Consider the following 14,316-nt stretch of genomic DNA (forward strand, 5'->3'; position numbering starts at 1 on the left):
GACTTCCCGCCCGCACCGGCCGATGACCCCGACCCCGACTGGAACTACTCCGACCCCGGCTACGTCCTCGCCGGAATGACCATCGAAAGGGCCACCGGGCGGCCCTGGGCCGGGGAGGTGCGCGACCGCATCATCCGCCCGCTCGGCCTGACCGGCACCTACGCCCCCGGCGACGACCCTTATCTGAAGCCGCCGCACGCGCACACCTACCACCTGTTCCCCGGCTCGGTCACCTGGACGGACACCACGGCCAGGAACGTCTCCCGGGCGGACGCGGCCGCTGCCCTCGTCGGCACCGAACGCGACGTGGACCGCTTCTTCACCGCCCTGCTGGCCGGGCGCCTGTTGCCTCCCGCCCAGCTCGCGGAGATGCGCAGGACCGTGTCCGTCGGCGAACACTTCGAGGTGGGGTTCCCCGGCCTCCGGTACGGCCTGGGACTGATGCGGCAGCCACTGACCTGCGGCGGCCATTCCTGGGGCCACGGAGGGGACCTGGAGGGGTTCACCGTGCGCACCGGCTCCACGGCAGACGGGCGCCGCTCGGTCGTCGTCGTCGCCAACGGCACCGGCGGCGGCCAAGAGCAGCTGCTCGCGGCCGAGCGGGCCGTCCGCGGGCTCGTGGACCGCGCCTTGTGCGCCGGTGTCGGATGACGGGACCCCCGGCACGCGGTGCCCTGCCGCGCCGGCCGCGGCCTGGCAGCCTGCGGGCTCGCCGCCGTCCTGGCGGCACGGCGCCGCCGTCGCACACCCGCGGCCAGAGGATCTTCGATGACCGGCCAACAGCAGAAGCAGGTCGGCGGCGGCGCCGTACGATCGGTGACATCGCTCCCCAGCTCGCCGAGCTCACCGACGACGTCCTGTTCGAGGACGTGTGGAATCGCACCGATTCGCCCGCCCGCGACCGCAGCCTGATCACCGTCGCCGTGCTCGTCGCCGGCGGCGACGCCGAGCAGCTGCGCTCTCCACCTCGGACGAGCGAAGGAGAACGGCGTCACCGAGACCGAACTCATCGAGGCGATCACCCACCTCGCCTTCTACGCCGGCTGGCCCAAGGCGATGACGGCGGTCACGACGGCGAAGCGGGTTTCCTCGGCGTGAACGCCGGGGAGGAGCCGCAATGCTTCTCTCGGTGGCGGTCGCGGTCAGCGGCTCGGAACGGAAGGAGGCCCTCCCATGCGAGGAGCAGACACGCACGTCGCCCTTGAGGCTCTCGGCATCCCAGTGGTGGGGCCCGGCCGGACCTCGCGGGGGCGAGGGGCGGTGCGACCGTGAGTCGGATCCTGGTGACCGGTTCCGCCGACGGCCTGGGGCGTGCCGCGGCCGACACCCTGTTGTCCGCGGGACACGACGTGGTGGTGCACGCCCGGAACCGGGAGCGCGCGGCGGCCCTCGACACGCTGGTCGACCGCGGGGCACACATCGTGGTGGGCGACTTCACCGAGCGGGACGCCGTAGGGCGTGTCGCCGCCGAGCTGAACGACGCGGGACCGCTCGACGCGGTCATCCACAACGCCGGTGTGTGGAGCGGACCGGCGGTCATGCCGGTCAACGTCGTCGCACCGTACCTGCTCACGGCCCTGCTCCACGGCCCCCGCCGACTGGTGTACCTGAGCAGCGGCTCGCATTTCGGAGGGCGCCCCTCGCTCGACGGCGTGGACTGGCGGGGCGAGAACGCGGGCTCGTATGCCGACAGCAAGCTGTTCGTCACGACCCTCGCCGCCGCGGTGGCTCGTCTGCGTCCCGGGGTGGTGAGCAACGCCGTCGATCCGGGCTGGGTGCCGACGAAGATGGGCGGGCCGAGCGCACCGGACGACCTGGAGCTCGGCCATCGGACGCAGGAGTGGCTCGCTTCCGGCGACGAACCCGAGGCCCTGACGACCGGCGGGTACTGGTACCACGGGCAGCGGCTGCAGCCGCACGGCGCGGTCCACGACGAGGCGTTCCAGGACAGCCTTCTGAAGGCATTGGCCGAGGAGACGGGCACCGCGCTGTGAGCGGTGCGGCCAGTCGACCGACGATCTCAGGCACGGCGTGCGGGAACGGTCGCCACAAGCCTCCCGGCATCTGCCGGAAGGCCCTTTGCGCCTCAGTGCCGACTTCCGGTCCGGCGGTCTCCCTACAGGGTCCAGACAGTACGTACGGCATCAGACCGAAGCCCGCCGAGCCGCTCGTCCGAGAACCACCCATGGCCCCGGCCGCCTGGCCCGGCCGTATGCGCCCGGCCGTCTGACCACCGCACCCGCGCTCGACCCCCGGCTGAGGGGCAGGCGGGAGCGGCGCGTGGCCGTGGCGCGGGTCGGGCGGATCAGCGCGAGGGCGGTCAGCGGTGCGATGGTCGGTGCGGCAGGCACCGCGCCGACCAGGGGTGGGCCTGCCTGCCGCGGTGATGAGGCCGGGGCGATGCCCGCCACCGCCGCTGCGGGTGGCCTGCCGGATGGCGGTCTGCACGCGCCGGCGGCGGCGTTCGCCTGGGCGCGGCGGCCGTCGGCCATGGCGGTGCTTCCAGGGGGCGCCCTGGTCACGGCTGCTCCTTCGTGCGGACTGCCGAGGCTTGCCGGGTGTCCGCGCCGGAGCTGACCTGCCGCCGGGTCTCCTGGGGACCGTGCCAGTCCAGGCACATGGCGGTGGCATCGTCTTCGAGCTGGCCGCCGGCGGCATGCCGGACCGCGGACGTCAGCGCCAGTGCGGTCTCCCTCGGGTGCAGGTTCCCGGTCCGCTCCACCAGGCCCGGCAGGTCGACCTTCTCCCCGTGCCGTTCGAGCATGCCGTCGGTGAACATGAGCAGCCGGTCACCAGGGCGCAGATCGAGGTCCTGCACGCGGTAGGGGTGAGACGTGAACTCGGAGAGCCCGAAGGGATGGTCCACCTTGCAGGTGATCACCTCGACGACCCCGTCGCGCAGCCGCCAGGGCCAAGGGTGGCCGGCGTTGACAAGCGTGGCCTGCCCGGTGCGGAGATTGATCCGCAGCAACTGCCCGGTGGCGTGACCCTGACCGTGGTCAGCCAGTGCCAGGTCGGCCCGGTGGGCCTGCTCGGCCAGGCCGGCTCCCGCGCGGCGGGCGCCACGCAGGGCGCTGACCAGGACCGTGGCAGCCAGGGCAGCATCGATGTCATGGCCCATGGGGTCGGTCACCGACACATGCAGGATGTCGCGGTCCAGGGTGTAGTCGAACGTGTCGCCGCTGAGGTCTTCGGAGGGCTCCAGGTTCCCGCACAGCGTGAACTGCGCAGCCTCGCACGACAGTGACGGGGGCAGGAGCTGGTACTGGATCTCGGCTGCCAAGGTGGGCGGCCTGGAGCGTTTGCCCCAGGTGTAGAGGTCGGTGAAGCGCCCGTTGGCGATCACGATGTAGGCCAGGGCGTGGGCGGCTTCCCCGACCGCGTCAAGGACGTCGTCGCTGGGGCCGGCAGGCAGGAGCAGTTCCAGCAGTCCGATCGCATCCCCCCGGTTGGTGACCGGCACGATCACCCGCTGTCCATGGCCGGTCGCCTCCTGGTAGAGCCGCTGAGTACGGATCACCTCCTCGTAGGCGCTGCCGGCCATGGGAATCCGCTCCGCCTCCCGCCCACCCTCCCCGGGGGCGGTGGACAACCGCGCCAACGCCCTCCCCGTCAGGTCCACGATGAGGAAGGAGACCTTCGTGGCCTCGAAACGCCGCTGCAGGTCCTCCGCGACCACGTCGACCGCGTCCACCGGCGCCGCCGTCTCCGCTGCCGTCAGCAACCGGGGAAGTCCACTCTGCCCACCACTCACGCCCGCAGTCCCTTCCACCAGCCCCGCCTACCAGCTTGAGAATCGCCGCGGTGAGCGTCAACACATGAAAAGTCACGGTATGTAAAGACAGTCACATTATGCATTCGTGGACTGGGTATCTCCCGTACCCGCCGACCGACACGGCCGTCGTTCCTGTCCTGGTCGCGAGACCCGCCCAGGACCCGGCCGGGTGCGCCCCACTGCCGGGCAGCGAGAACACAGCTGCCGGCAGGCACCGCGCTGAGTGCCGCGTTACGGGCGAGGACCTGTTCCCGGACGCGGCGCATGCCGGAGCCGTGCAGGCGGTGCCACTCCCGGACGTGGAGTCGACGGCACGGTCGGTGACGACGAGGTCGCCGGCCTGGCCATCAGCGTCACAGACGGCGCATCACGCGCGCCGGTCGGCGTCGAGGTCGCGGCAGTCGGCGCCGGCAGGCTGCCGTCGGGAACCGCGGCGAGGGCCGTGGCCGCGGTCTGGTCCGGACCGGCGGGAAGCCCCTTGGAGGCATCGACATCGGTTCACCCCTGCGACCACCCCGGACAGCAGCGGCTCGCACGGGCCGCCCTCCCCTCCCTGCGGATTCGCACCGGCAATTGAACGGCCGAAGTCCCTGCTACGGTGGCCCGATGGCATCGATCAAGCAGTTCCAAGTCACCTTCGACTGCGCAGAACCCGAGCGCGTCGCTCGCTTCTGGTGCGAGGTGTTGGGGTACGTCGTACCGCCGCCACCGGAGGGGTTCGCCACGTGGAACGACTTCGATCGCTCGCTGCCGCCTGAGAATCAGGGTGCATGGTTCGCATGCGTTGATCCCTCGGGTGTGGGCCCGCGCCTGTTCTTCCAGCGCGTTCCCGAAGGCAAGGTCGTCAAGAATCGGCTGCATCTCGACGTGCGGGTCGCCACCGGACTCGTGGGTGAGGAGCGCCTGGCCACGCTCGAGGCCGAATGCGCACGACTGGTCGCGCTCGGCGCGGTACGCGTGCGGCTCCTGCCCGCCGATGACGACAACGAGTCGTGCCTCGTGATGCAGGACATCGAGGGCAACGAGTTCTGTCTCGACTGACCGTGACGGACGCGTCAGTCCGTCAGCACCACGCTGCCCCGGGAATCGACTCGCAGGCTTGTGCCGTTCAAGCCGTTGACGACAGCCACGTACCGCTGCTCGTGGCGCCATCGCCACGACCCGTCACTTCGCTGGTCGGCACAGGCGCGCGGTGGATATGGAGGGGCGAACGTGCCAGGCGTTCACGCCGGACGTTTTCGGGTCACCGAACTCGCGGATCCGCTCCCGGAGGGGCCCTCTGCCTGGTCGCGTTGAGGCCTTCCAGAAGGAGGCCGGGTCGCCGCTCCGGTGCCACGGTGCACCCTCCTCCTGATCGGTGAGAACGACGGAAGGCAGCCCGTTCCGTACCCTGGGCGGCATGCGCATGCGCCCCACTGTGAGCTGGACCCCTGCCGAGGATCTACCGCCGGGCACCACGGATCCGGAGCCGGTCGCCGATGCGCTGAGCACCGGCGGCGTGCTGGTGCTGAGCGGGGCGGGCATCTCCACGGAGTCGGGCATCCCCGACTACCGGGGCGAGGGCGGGAGCCTGAGCCGGCACACCCCGATGACCTACCAGGACTTCACCGCCAGCGCCCAGGCCCGGCGCCGGTACTGGGCCCGCAGCCACCTCGGCTGGCGCACCTTCGGCCGCGCCCGCCCCAATGCCGGGCACCGGGCCGTGGCCGCGTTCGGGCGCCACGGCCTGCTCTCGGGTGTGATCACGCAGAACGTCGACGGTCTGCACCAGGCCGCCGGCAGCGAGGGCGTAGTCGACCTCCACGGAAGCCTGTCCCGGGTCGTGTGCCTGTCCTGCGGTGCCTTCAGCCCGCGCCACGAACTCGCCCGGCGACTGGAGGAGGCCAACGCGGGCTTCCAGCCGGTGGCCGCAGCGATCAACCCGGACGGGGACGCCGACCTCACCGACGAACAGGTCGGGGATTTCCGCGTGGTGCCCTGCACGGTCTGCGGCGGCGTCCTCAAGCCGGACGTGGTGTTCTTCGGCGAAGCCGTTCCGCCGCGGCGGGTCGAGCACTGCCGCGAGCTGGTCCATGAGGCGGCATCCCTGCTGGTCCTGGGCTCCTCACTGACGGTGATGTCCGGGCTCCGCTTCGTCCGCCAAGCGGCCCAGGCCGGGAAACCGGTGCTGATCGTCAACCGGGACCCGACCCGGGGCGACCGGCACGCCCTCACTCGGGTCGCGCTCGAGCTGGGACCAGCCCTCACCACCGTGGCCGGCCGGCTGGGCATCCCCGTCGACGACGAGGCGGCAGGTCTCGGGTGAGGTAGGGACGGCGGCAGGCGTCACCTGGGTCCATCGCGCCGGCCCTCATGTCGATGGAAGAGCCGCCGCACCAAGACGCCGCCCCCGCTCCCCCTTCCCTTCCGGCCGTACGGCTGCTGCGGCGATGACGCTCGCGGCCGCAGGAACGGATCAGGCGTGTCCGCGCGCTGGCCGCTCGCGTTGCCCTGAGCGAACGTTGATGGTGCAGTAGGCGGCGAGGGACAGAACGACATGGCATCAGACATGCGGCTGCACATGAGGGCCGTGCACAAGGCGTACGGCAGACGAGCGGTGCTGCGCGGAGCGGATTTCACCGTGTCGGCCGGCATGCTCGCGGCAGTGGTGGGCGAGAACGGCTCGGGCAAGAGCACGCTGTTGCGTATCGCGGTGGGACAGCTCATGCCGGACCGCGGCGCTGTGCGGCGTTTCAGCGCGCTGGGATACTGCCCGCAGCAGGCGGTGATCAATGACACGCTCACGGTCGCCCAGCATTTGCGGCTGTTCCAGGTCGCCTACCGGCTGCCGCGGCTGGACGATGCCTGGGAGCTGGTGGACCTGCTCGGCTTCGGCGCCGAGCGGCGTACCCGGGCGGGAGAGCTCAGTGGCGGTACCCGGCAGAAGCTCAACCTGACCTTGGCGCTGATGCACGATCCGCCGCTGCTGGTGCTCGACGAGCCCTACCAGGGATTCGACTGGGACACGCACCAGCGCTTTTGGCAGCTGGCGGACCGGTTGCGCAGCCGCGGGCGTTCGGTGGTGGTGGTGTCGCACCTGCTGCACGACCTGCAGCACTTCGACACCGTCCACCATCTGCGCGACGGACGCCTGTACCCGGCGGGAACACCACGATGAGACACCAGTGGACAGCCTTCACGGTGGCGCTCGGCTTCACGCTGACCGGTCACCTGCGCAACCGCCTCGCGATGAGCATGATCGCCTTCTTCATCCCGACCTGGATCTACCTGGTCCGCGTGACCGCTCTGGACACGGACATCACGTTCAGCAGCGCGCTGGGTATCGAGGTGACCGCGTCGATGAACCGCACCATCCAGGTCTCCAGCGCCCTGCACGCCGTCACGGTGATCGCCGGTTTCATGATGTTCATGGCCACCTTCAGCGCCCGGGACATGGACCTGCGCCTGGTACTGGCCGGTTATCCGCGGCTGCAACTGCTGGCCGCCAGGATCATTGCCCTCCTCGTCATCACGGCACTGCTCACCTGTTACACCACCGGCCTGCTGTGGCTGTCCTGGCCGCTGACTCAGCCGGGGGCAGTCGCCGCCGCTGTGGCAGCAGCGGTGCTGGCCTACGGAGGGCTCGGCATCATGGCCGGCTACCTGCTGCGTGGCGAACTGGAGGGGTTCTTCGTCGTGGTGATGGCCACGCTGATCGACGTCGGCATGCAAAGCCCGGTCTCGAACCCGGCCGGAGACCAGGCATGGCTGAGCGCCTTGCCGCTGTACGGCCCCGCGCAGGCGGCCCTGGCCGCCTCCTTCACCGACGCGGAGTCCTTCACCTGCGCCGCCCTGGCTCTGCCATGGTTCGTCACCACGACCCTTCTGGCCCTGCTCATCTTCTGCGTACGCACCCGGCACTACGGCCGGCCCGTCACCGGCTCCTCACCCACCGACCCCCGCCTGCCGGCTGATTCACCTGCCGCCCGGCAGGACGCGGGCTGACCGGCAACGGCACCCCTGCCCCTGCGCTTCACCGAACGTCTCTCCACCGGGTGGTACAGGCATCGACAACGTCGCTGCCCGAGCCGGCAGACCCAGCTAGTGCTCGCTCGCCGACGGGAGCCGGCAGCAGCGCCGTGACGTCGGCGCCCGTCCGCCCGACACGGCCGGACAGGTCGACACCCACATGAGGGGCGACGTCCTTGTGAGGCGGACCGTTCCCTGCCCCTTCGGCAGTCGTTGCACCAAGCGTGGACGACAGCGAGGTGAGGTGGGCCTGCGGCGGCCGACACGACGGTGTTGACCTTCCCGGGCCGTGGCGGCGCCGGCGGACCGGGGAGGAGTCGTGGACACCGGCGGCCGTAGCCGACCTGTCCGGACGCACGGCAGTGATCACGGGATCGTCCCGCGTCATCGGCGCCGCGGCGGCCGAGCACCTGGCCGGCTTCGGCGCGCGCGTCATCATCCTCTGCCCCTCCTCCGGGCAAGGGCATGCGGTCGCCGAAGCGCTGGGCCGCCGCATCGGGACGGCGCGGGTGGACAGCGTCGCGTGCGACCTGGCTCAGCTGGACCAGGTCCGCGAGGCCGCCGAACGGATCACGGGCCTTACGGGAGGACGACTGGATGTGCTGGTGAACAACGCCGGGGTGGCCGCGCTGCCGTACACCCGCCCCCCGCAGGCCACGAGATGCACGTCGCTGTGAATCATCTCGGCATTTCGCTCTGACGGGCCACCTGCTGCCCGCTCTGCTGAACGCGCCCCAGCCGCGGGTGGTGAACGTCTCCTCCGTCCTGCACTGGCTGGGCCGATGCCGCACCGACCGGCCGCACCAGCCCCGGCGATACCACCGATGGCCGGCGTACTTCGACTCCAAGCCGGCGAACCTGCTGTTCACCGAAGGGCTCACGGCGTGGGCGCGCACCCGCGAGCTGCCACTGCGCACGGTCGCCGCCCATCCCGGCCTGGTCAACACCACCCTCGGCTCCAGCACGGCCACGAAGGCACCACGGAACCCCTGCGGCGTGACCCATGTCCGCCGCCTCTGCGACCCTCACCATCCGATCCTGCCCGCGCTGAAGGTCAAGCAGGGGCATCCGCGTGTCGTACCCGGCCCGGTGTTCCTCGCGTCACCGGACGACGCCCCAACTGGTGAACTGAGGAGCGCACAGGGCAGGCATGACGCAGCGGGACCGCGCCCCGCCCCCGCTTCCGGTCGCGGTCCCGCGGGGGTGAGCGCCGGTGTTCGGCGGTCAGCAGCAACCGGAGGCCGCGGCGGCCGGCTCGTCCGGGACGGCTTCGCCCGGGCCCGTGCAGCAGGTGCTGCCCTGCTGCTTGGCCAGGGAGTCGGCGTCGGATTTGACGACGTACACCTCCCAGGGCTCCCGGCCCGGGCCCTGGACCCAGACCTTGTCCTGCACCGCGTAGCAGCAGGTCGTGTCGTTCTCCTCGGCCGTGGCCAGCCCGGCTTCGGCGAGGCGGGTGGTCGCGGCGCGCACCGCCTCGGTCGACTCGACCTCGACGCCGAGATGGTCCAGGCGCGTGTCCTCCCCGGCGGTGCCTTCGATGAGGACCAGCTTGAGCGGGGGTTCCGCGAGGGCGAAGTTGGCGTAGCCGTCCCGGAGCTTGGCGGGCTGGGTGCCGAAGAGCTCGGTGTAGAAGGCGACGGAAGCGGCGAGGTCGGGGACGCGGAGGGCGAGCTGTACGCGGGACATGACGAACCTCTTTGTGTGAGTGGGGAGTCAGCAACCGCCGGAGGAGGCCGGGGCGCCGATGCCGATCTGGAGGGTGGCGGGGGTCGCGCAGCAGCCGCCACCGTCGACGGACTGCGCGGTGTCGGGGTCGTCGAAGAGGCCCGCGCCGCCGCAGACTCCGGTCTCCGGCAGAGTCAGCTCGACGCGCTCGGCGGCCTCTTGGTCGCCGGCGAGGGACGCTGCGATGGAGCGGACCTGCTCGTAGCCGGTCATCGCGAGGAACGTGGGGGCGCGCCCGTAGGACTTCATGCCGACGAGATGGACGCCCTTCTCCGGGTGCGAGAGCTCGTTGACGCCGTGCGGGTGGACGGTGCCGCACGAATGCTGGTTGGGGTCGATGAGCGGGGCGAGCGCGGTCGGCGCCTGGAGTCGCTCGTCGAGGCCGAGGCGGAGTTCGGAGAGGAAGGAGAGGTCGGGTCGGAAGCCGGTGAGGACGATGATGTCCTCGACCGGGTCCAGGCGGCGGCCGTCCTCGCCGACGAGCACCAGGCGGCCTGCGTCGTCGCGCTCGATGGCCTCGGTGCGGAAGCCGGTGACCGCGTCGGCGTGGCCGTCGTCGACGGCGGCCTTGGCGGCGAGGCCGAGGGCGCCACGGGCGGGGAGCTGGTCTGCGGAGCCTCCGCCGAAGGTGGAGCCGGAGATGCCCCGGCGCAGGATCCACACGGCCTTGGTGCCGGTGCCGTCGTCGGACGTGGCGAGGTCGGCGAGGTACGCGAGCGCCGTGAAGGCGGAGGCGCCGGCCCCGATGACCGCGGTGCGCTTGCCCGCGTATCGGGCCCGCACGGCCGGGTCCTTGAGGTCCGGCACGCGGTAGGTGATCCGGTCGGAGGCGGCCTTCTCGCCCAGGGCCGGAAGGCCGCTGCCGCCGGCGGGGCTCGGGGTGGTCCAGGTGCCGGAGGCGTCGATCACCGCGCGGGCGAACAGCCGCTCCTCGCGGCCGTCCGTGTGGACGATGTGGACGACGAACGGCTGGGCCTCGCGTTCGGCGTCCACGATCCGGTCCCGGCCCGCCCGGGAGACGCCGGTGACGGTGGTGCCGAAGCGCACCTGCTCGCCGAGGACGTCGGCGAGCGGCTGGAGGTACTGCTCGGCCCAGTCCCCGCCCGAGGGATAGCTGGCGGCGTCCGGCTTCACCCAGCCGGTCGGGGCCAGCAGCTTCTCGGCGGCCGGGTCGGTGACCTCGCCCCAGGTGGAGAACAGCCGCACGTGCGCCCACTCGCGCACCGCCGCACCAGCGACCGCGCCTGCTTCCAGAACCAACGGCGTGATGCCGCGGTCGACCAGGTGAGCGGCGGCAGCGAGGCCGACGGGACCGGCTCCGATCACGACGACGGGCAGCTGGGTGGCAGGCGCGTTCACAGTCGACTCCTTGCTGTTTCGACATCTGTCGATGTCTTGTGTGCCCCAGCATGCCACCTGTATTGACGAACGTCAACATAGACATTCATCGAATCCCCGCTTTCGACCGACTCGCACCGGCCTGGACACCGCCCCGCCCGGCCGGCCCCTTCCTCACTCCGAACTCGCCGCGAGGCAGAGCCCGGGAAGCCGACCGGATCGCCGGCGCCCGGCACCCACCTCGCTCGCCGCCGACACCCCCCACCTTGGTTCGACGTGTGTCAACATAGACGCATGTCGAATGTGAAGGTGCTGCCCCTGCTCGAGCCCGCCGACGGCCAGGGTGCGGCGCCGTGCTGCCCGCCGCTGACGGAACGCCCGATGACCGCCGAGGAAGCCGAGACGGCTGCCCGGATGTTCAAGGCACTCGGCGACCCGGTGCGGTTGCGGCTGTTCTCCGCCGTCGCCTCCCACGAGGGCGGAGAGGCGTGCGTGTGCGACATCTCCGACGTCGGCGTCTCCCAGCCGACCGTCTCCCACCACCTGAAGAAGCTCAAGGAAGCGGGGCTGCTCAGCTCCGAGCGGCGCGGCACCTGGGTCTACTACCGGGTCGAGCCGGACGTGCTGGCCGCGATGGGCCGACTGCTGATCAGTACGCCGGCTGCCTGACCAGCGGATGCCCGCAGAACTCCGGCGGCGCTTGCCGGTGTGAGGGGAGGGCTGCCGATACCGGCGGGCGGCTGCCGTTACCGGCGGGCAGGGCATACAGCAGGCCACCTAGGACCAGGCAGGCCGCCAGGCAGACGAAGGCAGCCGTCAGCACCACAGCGGTCCGCAAGCAAGAGGCGGCGAACGAGCGCGCGCCGGAAGCGGCTGCCCGCAGCACGCCGACCGCCCACACGGCGGTCGGCGTGCTGCGATGGCGGCGCCCGGCACCCCGGTGGTGGCGTAGCCGACGACGCGTCCGTACGGCGCCGAGCCGATTCCGGCTTGCGACAGGGCGCCTACCGCAGCAGTGCGGCGATCTGGCGGGCCGCGTCGCGGGCGGGACGCCCGACGCCGATGAGGGTGGCGGAGGCGGGGCCGGTCCAGTCACCGTAGCCGAGCAGGTGCAGCCGCGGCTCGCCCAGGGACCGGGTGCCTTCGGTGGCGATGCGCCCGCCCGGGCCGCGCAGCTCCAGCGGGGCCAGGTGGGCCAGGGCCGGGCGGAAGCCGGTGCACCAGATGACCGTGTCCACACCCGCCTGGCGACCGTCGTCCCACCGGACGCCGGTGGCGGTGAGCCGGCTGAACATCGGTTGCGCCGTCAGCGGTCCGGCGTCGCGGGCGGCGCGTACGGGCGGGACGGCGACGATGTCGCCGAGCGAGGCGACTCCGCCGGTGTCGGTGCGGCCGGCGTCGAGGGCGCGGCGTCGGGCGGTGGCGACGCCGAAGAGGGCGCGGCCGTCGATGTCGTCGGCGAGGAACCGGGGCGGGCGTGGGGTCACCCACGTCACCTCGGCGTTGCCGTCCAGGGCGAGGTCGGCGGCGATCTGCGCGCCGGAGTTCCCGCCGCCGACCACGACGACACGCTGCCCGGAGAAGTCGGCCGGACGGCGGTAGTCCACCGTGTGCAGCTGCCGCCCGGTGAAGACGCCGCGGCCGGGTACGGCGGGGAGGAAGGGCCGCGACCAGGTGCCGGTCGCGCTGATGACCGCGCCCGCCCGCCAGCTGCCGGAGTCGGCGTCGACCAGGAGCCGGTCTCCGTCGCGGCGTACGGCGTCCACACGGGTGCCGTGCTGGACCGGCAGGTCGTAGCGCTTCTCGTAGTCGGCGAGGTAGTCGACCACGTGCGCCGCGTCCGGGTAGGTCTCGCCGGGCTGGACGGGCATGAGCCGGCCGGGCAGGGAGGAGTGGTCGGCGGGAGAGAAAAGGTGCAGTGAGTCCCACATGTGCTGCCAGGCCCCGCCCGGCGCCGGACCTGCGTCCAGAATGGTGAAGTCCAGGCCTTGGCGGCGCAGGTGGTAGCCGGCGGCGAGCCCTGCCTGGCCGCCGCCGACCACCACCACACCGGTGCGCCGGGTCACGACCCCAGGCGCGCGGTGGTGAACTTCCGGCGCCAGGCCAGCGAGACGTACACCAGCGCCACCAGGACGGGGACCTCGATGAGCGGGCCGACCACGCCGGACAGGGCCTGCCCGGAGGTGACGCCGAAGGTGGCGATCGCGACCGCGATGGCGAGCTCGAAGTTGTTGCCCGCCGCGGTGAAGGCGAGGGTGGCGGTGCGGTCGTAGGCGAGGCCGATGACCTTGCCGAGGGCGAAGGTGCCGAACCACATCACGGCGAAGTACACCAGCAGCGGCAACGCGATCCGGGCCACGTCCAGCGGCTGGGACGTGATCGTCCTGCCCTGCAGAGCGAACAGGACGACGATCGTGAACAGCAGGCCGTACAGCGCCCACGGGCCGATCTTCGGCAGGAACCTGCTCTCGTAGTCCACCCAGCCGAGCCTCTTCTCGCCGATGCGGCGGGTGAGGAACCCGGCCAGCAGCGGGATGCCGAGGAAGACGACGACGTTCAGGGCGATCTTCCCCATGGAGATGTCCAGGTGATCCCCGTCGCCGAGGCCGAGCCAGCCGGGCAGAAGGTCGAGGTAGAACCAGCCGAGCAGGCCGAACGCGAGGACCTGGAAGACCGAGTTGAGCGCGACGAGGACGGCTGCCGCCTCGCGGTCGCCGCAGGCCAGGTCGTTCCAGATGATGACCATGGCGATGCAGCGGGCCAGGCCGACGATGATCAGGCCGGTGCGGTACTCGGGCAGGTCCGGCAGGAAGGTCCACGCCAGCGCGAACATCACCGCCGGCCCGACGATCCAGTTGATGACCAGCGAAGAGACCATGAGCTTGCGGTCACCGGTGACGGCGTCGAGCTTGTCGTAGCGGACCTTCGCCAGAACCGGGTACATCATGATCAGCAGACCGAGCGCGATCGGCAGGGAGACACCGCCGATCTCCACCGTCGCCAGCGCGTCGTTCAGCCCGGGAATCATCCGCCCCAGACCGAGACCGACGGCCATGGCGATGAGGATCCACACGGCCAGGTACCGGTCGAGCGTGGAGAGCTTGGCGACGACGGATGTCTGGTGCGCCGTCGCGGGCGCTTGGGTGGGGGTCACGGGCAGGCCCTCTTGTTGTCGGCGGCGGTACGGGCCTGTTCAGCCAGATCGGCGAACTGCTCGGCGAGCTGGGCGATGACGTCGGGCCGGAGCTTGTAATAGGTGAAGCGGCCGCACGGCTCCGTCTCGACGACCCCGGCCTCGCGCAGCACCTTCAGATGGTTGGACAGATTCGTCTGCCGCGCACCGGTCTCCTCCACCAGGTGGGTGGTGCACAGCGTCTCGCGGGCGAGAAGGGTCACGATCCGAAGCCTGAGCGGGTCGGCCAGCACCCGAATCAGGTCAGTGTCGACTGACGTCATCATGGGCTGATATT

At 71.4% G+C, this 14,316-nt stretch carries 13 protein-coding genes and 2 pseudogenes; 9 read left to right on the top strand and 6 right to left on the bottom strand.

Annotation, left to right across the window (positions count from 1 at the left end; all coding sequences use genetic code 11):
- Positions 1 to 24: 24 nt before the first annotated feature.
- The 3 genes and pseudogenes from ACIBBD_RS34760 to ACIBBD_RS34770 all read left to right on the top strand — a co-directional run.
- A pseudogene (locus tag ACIBBD_RS34760) lies at positions 25 to 651 on the top strand (serine hydrolase domain-containing protein); the annotation flags it as partial.
- 110 nt (positions 652 to 761) lie between these two features.
- Positions 762 to 1,098 (top strand): annotated as a pseudogene (locus tag ACIBBD_RS34765) (carboxymuconolactone decarboxylase family protein).
- A gap of 170 nt (positions 1,099 to 1,268) precedes the next feature.
- A complete protein-coding gene (locus ACIBBD_RS34770; protein WP_399423566.1) occupies positions 1,269 to 1,994 on the top strand; it encodes an SDR family NAD(P)-dependent oxidoreductase in 726 nt (241 codons plus the stop codon).
- Positions 1,995 to 2,518: 524 nt separating this feature from the next.
- On the opposite strand, the gene ACIBBD_RS34775 is transcribed toward ACIBBD_RS34770, so the two are convergent.
- Positions 2,519 to 3,694: a PP2C family protein-serine/threonine phosphatase gene (locus ACIBBD_RS34775; RefSeq protein WP_399423599.1), complete on the bottom strand. Its 1,176-nt coding sequence runs from the start codon at positions 3,692 to 3,694 to the stop codon at positions 2,519 to 2,521.
- 687 nt (positions 3,695 to 4,381) lie between these two features.
- Between ACIBBD_RS34775 and ACIBBD_RS34780 the strand changes: the two genes are divergently transcribed.
- The 5 genes from ACIBBD_RS34780 to ACIBBD_RS34800 all read left to right on the top strand — a co-directional run bounded on the left by ACIBBD_RS34780 (position 4,382) and on the right by ACIBBD_RS34800 (position 8,460).
- Positions 4,382 to 4,816: a VOC family protein gene (locus ACIBBD_RS34780; protein WP_399423567.1), complete on the top strand. Its 435-nt coding sequence runs from the start codon at positions 4,382 to 4,384 to the stop codon at positions 4,814 to 4,816.
- A 358-nt stretch (positions 4,817 to 5,174) separates the two neighbouring features.
- Entirely contained in the window at positions 5,175 to 6,080 is a 906-nt protein-coding gene (locus ACIBBD_RS34785) for an NAD-dependent protein deacetylase (protein WP_399423568.1), read from the top strand.
- A 231-nt stretch (positions 6,081 to 6,311) separates the two neighbouring features.
- Positions 6,312 to 6,932: an ATP-binding cassette domain-containing protein gene (locus ACIBBD_RS34790; protein WP_399423569.1), complete on the top strand. Its 621-nt coding sequence runs from the start codon at positions 6,312 to 6,314 to the stop codon at positions 6,930 to 6,932.
- Positions 6,929 to 7,759 (top strand): hypothetical protein, encoded by an 831-nt coding sequence (locus ACIBBD_RS34795; RefSeq protein WP_399423570.1) that lies wholly within the window; start codon positions 6,929 to 6,931, stop codon positions 7,757 to 7,759. Before ACIBBD_RS34790 ends, ACIBBD_RS34795 begins: the two co-directional genes overlap by 4 nt.
- Positions 7,760 to 8,145: 386 nt before the next feature.
- Complete coding sequence (locus tag ACIBBD_RS34800) at positions 8,146 to 8,460, top strand: SDR family NAD(P)-dependent oxidoreductase (RefSeq protein ID WP_399423571.1); 315 nt, start codon at positions 8,146 to 8,148, stop codon at positions 8,458 to 8,460.
- Between the two features lie 547 nt (positions 8,461 to 9,007).
- On the opposite strand, the gene ACIBBD_RS34805 is transcribed toward ACIBBD_RS34800, so the two are convergent.
- Together ACIBBD_RS34805 and ACIBBD_RS34810 are read right to left on the bottom strand one after the other, a co-directional pair.
- Positions 9,008 to 9,469 carry an ArsI/CadI family heavy metal resistance metalloenzyme gene (locus ACIBBD_RS34805; RefSeq protein ID WP_399423572.1) on the bottom strand — a complete coding sequence of 154 codons (462 nt, stop codon included), beginning with the start codon at positions 9,467 to 9,469 and terminating at the stop codon, positions 9,008 to 9,010.
- 27 nt (positions 9,470 to 9,496) lie between these two features.
- The gene (locus ACIBBD_RS34810; protein ID WP_399423573.1) at positions 9,497 to 10,867 is read right to left on the bottom strand and encodes an NAD(P)-binding domain-containing protein; all 1,371 of its coding nucleotides are present in this window, start codon (positions 10,865 to 10,867) and stop codon (positions 9,497 to 9,499) included.
- Between the two features lie 273 nt (positions 10,868 to 11,140).
- On the opposite strand from ACIBBD_RS34810, the gene ACIBBD_RS34815 reads away from it, so the two are divergent.
- Positions 11,141 to 11,515, top strand: coding sequence for an ArsR/SmtB family transcription factor (locus ACIBBD_RS34815; RefSeq protein WP_399423574.1), 375 nt, complete (start codon positions 11,141 to 11,143; stop codon positions 11,513 to 11,515).
- Between the two features lie 335 nt (positions 11,516 to 11,850).
- On the opposite strand, the gene ACIBBD_RS34820 is transcribed toward ACIBBD_RS34815, so the two are convergent.
- From ACIBBD_RS34820 to ACIBBD_RS34830, 3 genes are read right to left on the bottom strand one after another with little or no spacing between them, the layout of a single operon-like run.
- Entirely contained in the window at positions 11,851 to 12,912 is a 1,062-nt protein-coding gene (locus tag ACIBBD_RS34820; RefSeq protein WP_399423575.1) for an ArsO family NAD(P)H-dependent flavin-containing monooxygenase, read from the bottom strand.
- Positions 12,909 to 14,000 (bottom strand): ACR3 family arsenite efflux transporter, encoded by a 1,092-nt coding sequence (gene arsB / locus ACIBBD_RS34825; protein WP_399423576.1) that lies wholly within the window; start codon positions 13,998 to 14,000, stop codon positions 12,909 to 12,911. Before arsB ends, ACIBBD_RS34820 begins: the two co-directional genes overlap by 4 nt.
- Positions 13,997 to 14,305, bottom strand: coding sequence for an ArsR/SmtB family transcription factor (locus ACIBBD_RS34830; protein ID WP_399423577.1), 309 nt, complete (start codon positions 14,303 to 14,305; stop codon positions 13,997 to 13,999). Before ACIBBD_RS34830 ends, arsB begins: the two co-directional genes overlap by 4 nt.
- Positions 14,306 to 14,316: the final 11 nt, after the last annotated feature.

Source organism: Streptomyces sp. NPDC051315, from assembly GCF_044455165.1.
In the GTDB taxonomy this organism is placed as follows: domain Bacteria; phylum Actinomycetota; class Actinomycetes; order Streptomycetales; family Streptomycetaceae; genus Streptomyces.

What these genes read in the sequence shown, in the direction of transcription:
- ACIBBD_RS34780 (WP_399423567.1), top strand. Translation starts at nt 4,382, where the DNA reads ATGGCATCGATCAAGCAGTTCCAAGTCACCTTCGACTGCGCAGAACCC.
- ACIBBD_RS34785 (WP_399423568.1), top strand. Translation starts at nt 5,175, where the DNA reads ATGCGCATGCGCCCCACTGTGAGCTGGACCCCTGCCGAGGATCTACCG.
- ACIBBD_RS34790 (WP_399423569.1), top strand. Translation starts at nt 6,312, where the DNA reads ATGGCATCAGACATGCGGCTGCACATGAGGGCCGTGCACAAGGCGTAC.
- ACIBBD_RS34795 (WP_399423570.1), top strand. Translation starts at nt 6,929, where the DNA reads ATGAGACACCAGTGGACAGCCTTCACGGTGGCGCTCGGCTTCACGCTG.
- ACIBBD_RS34805 (WP_399423572.1), bottom strand. Translation starts at nt 9,469, where the DNA reads ATGTCCCGCGTACAGCTCGCCCTCCGCGTCCCCGACCTCGCCGCTTCC.
- ACIBBD_RS34815 (WP_399423574.1), top strand. Translation starts at nt 11,141, where the DNA reads ATGTCGAATGTGAAGGTGCTGCCCCTGCTCGAGCCCGCCGACGGCCAG.
- ACIBBD_RS34830 (WP_399423577.1), bottom strand. Translation starts at nt 14,305, where the DNA reads ATGATGACGTCAGTCGACACTGACCTGATTCGGGTGCTGGCCGACCCG.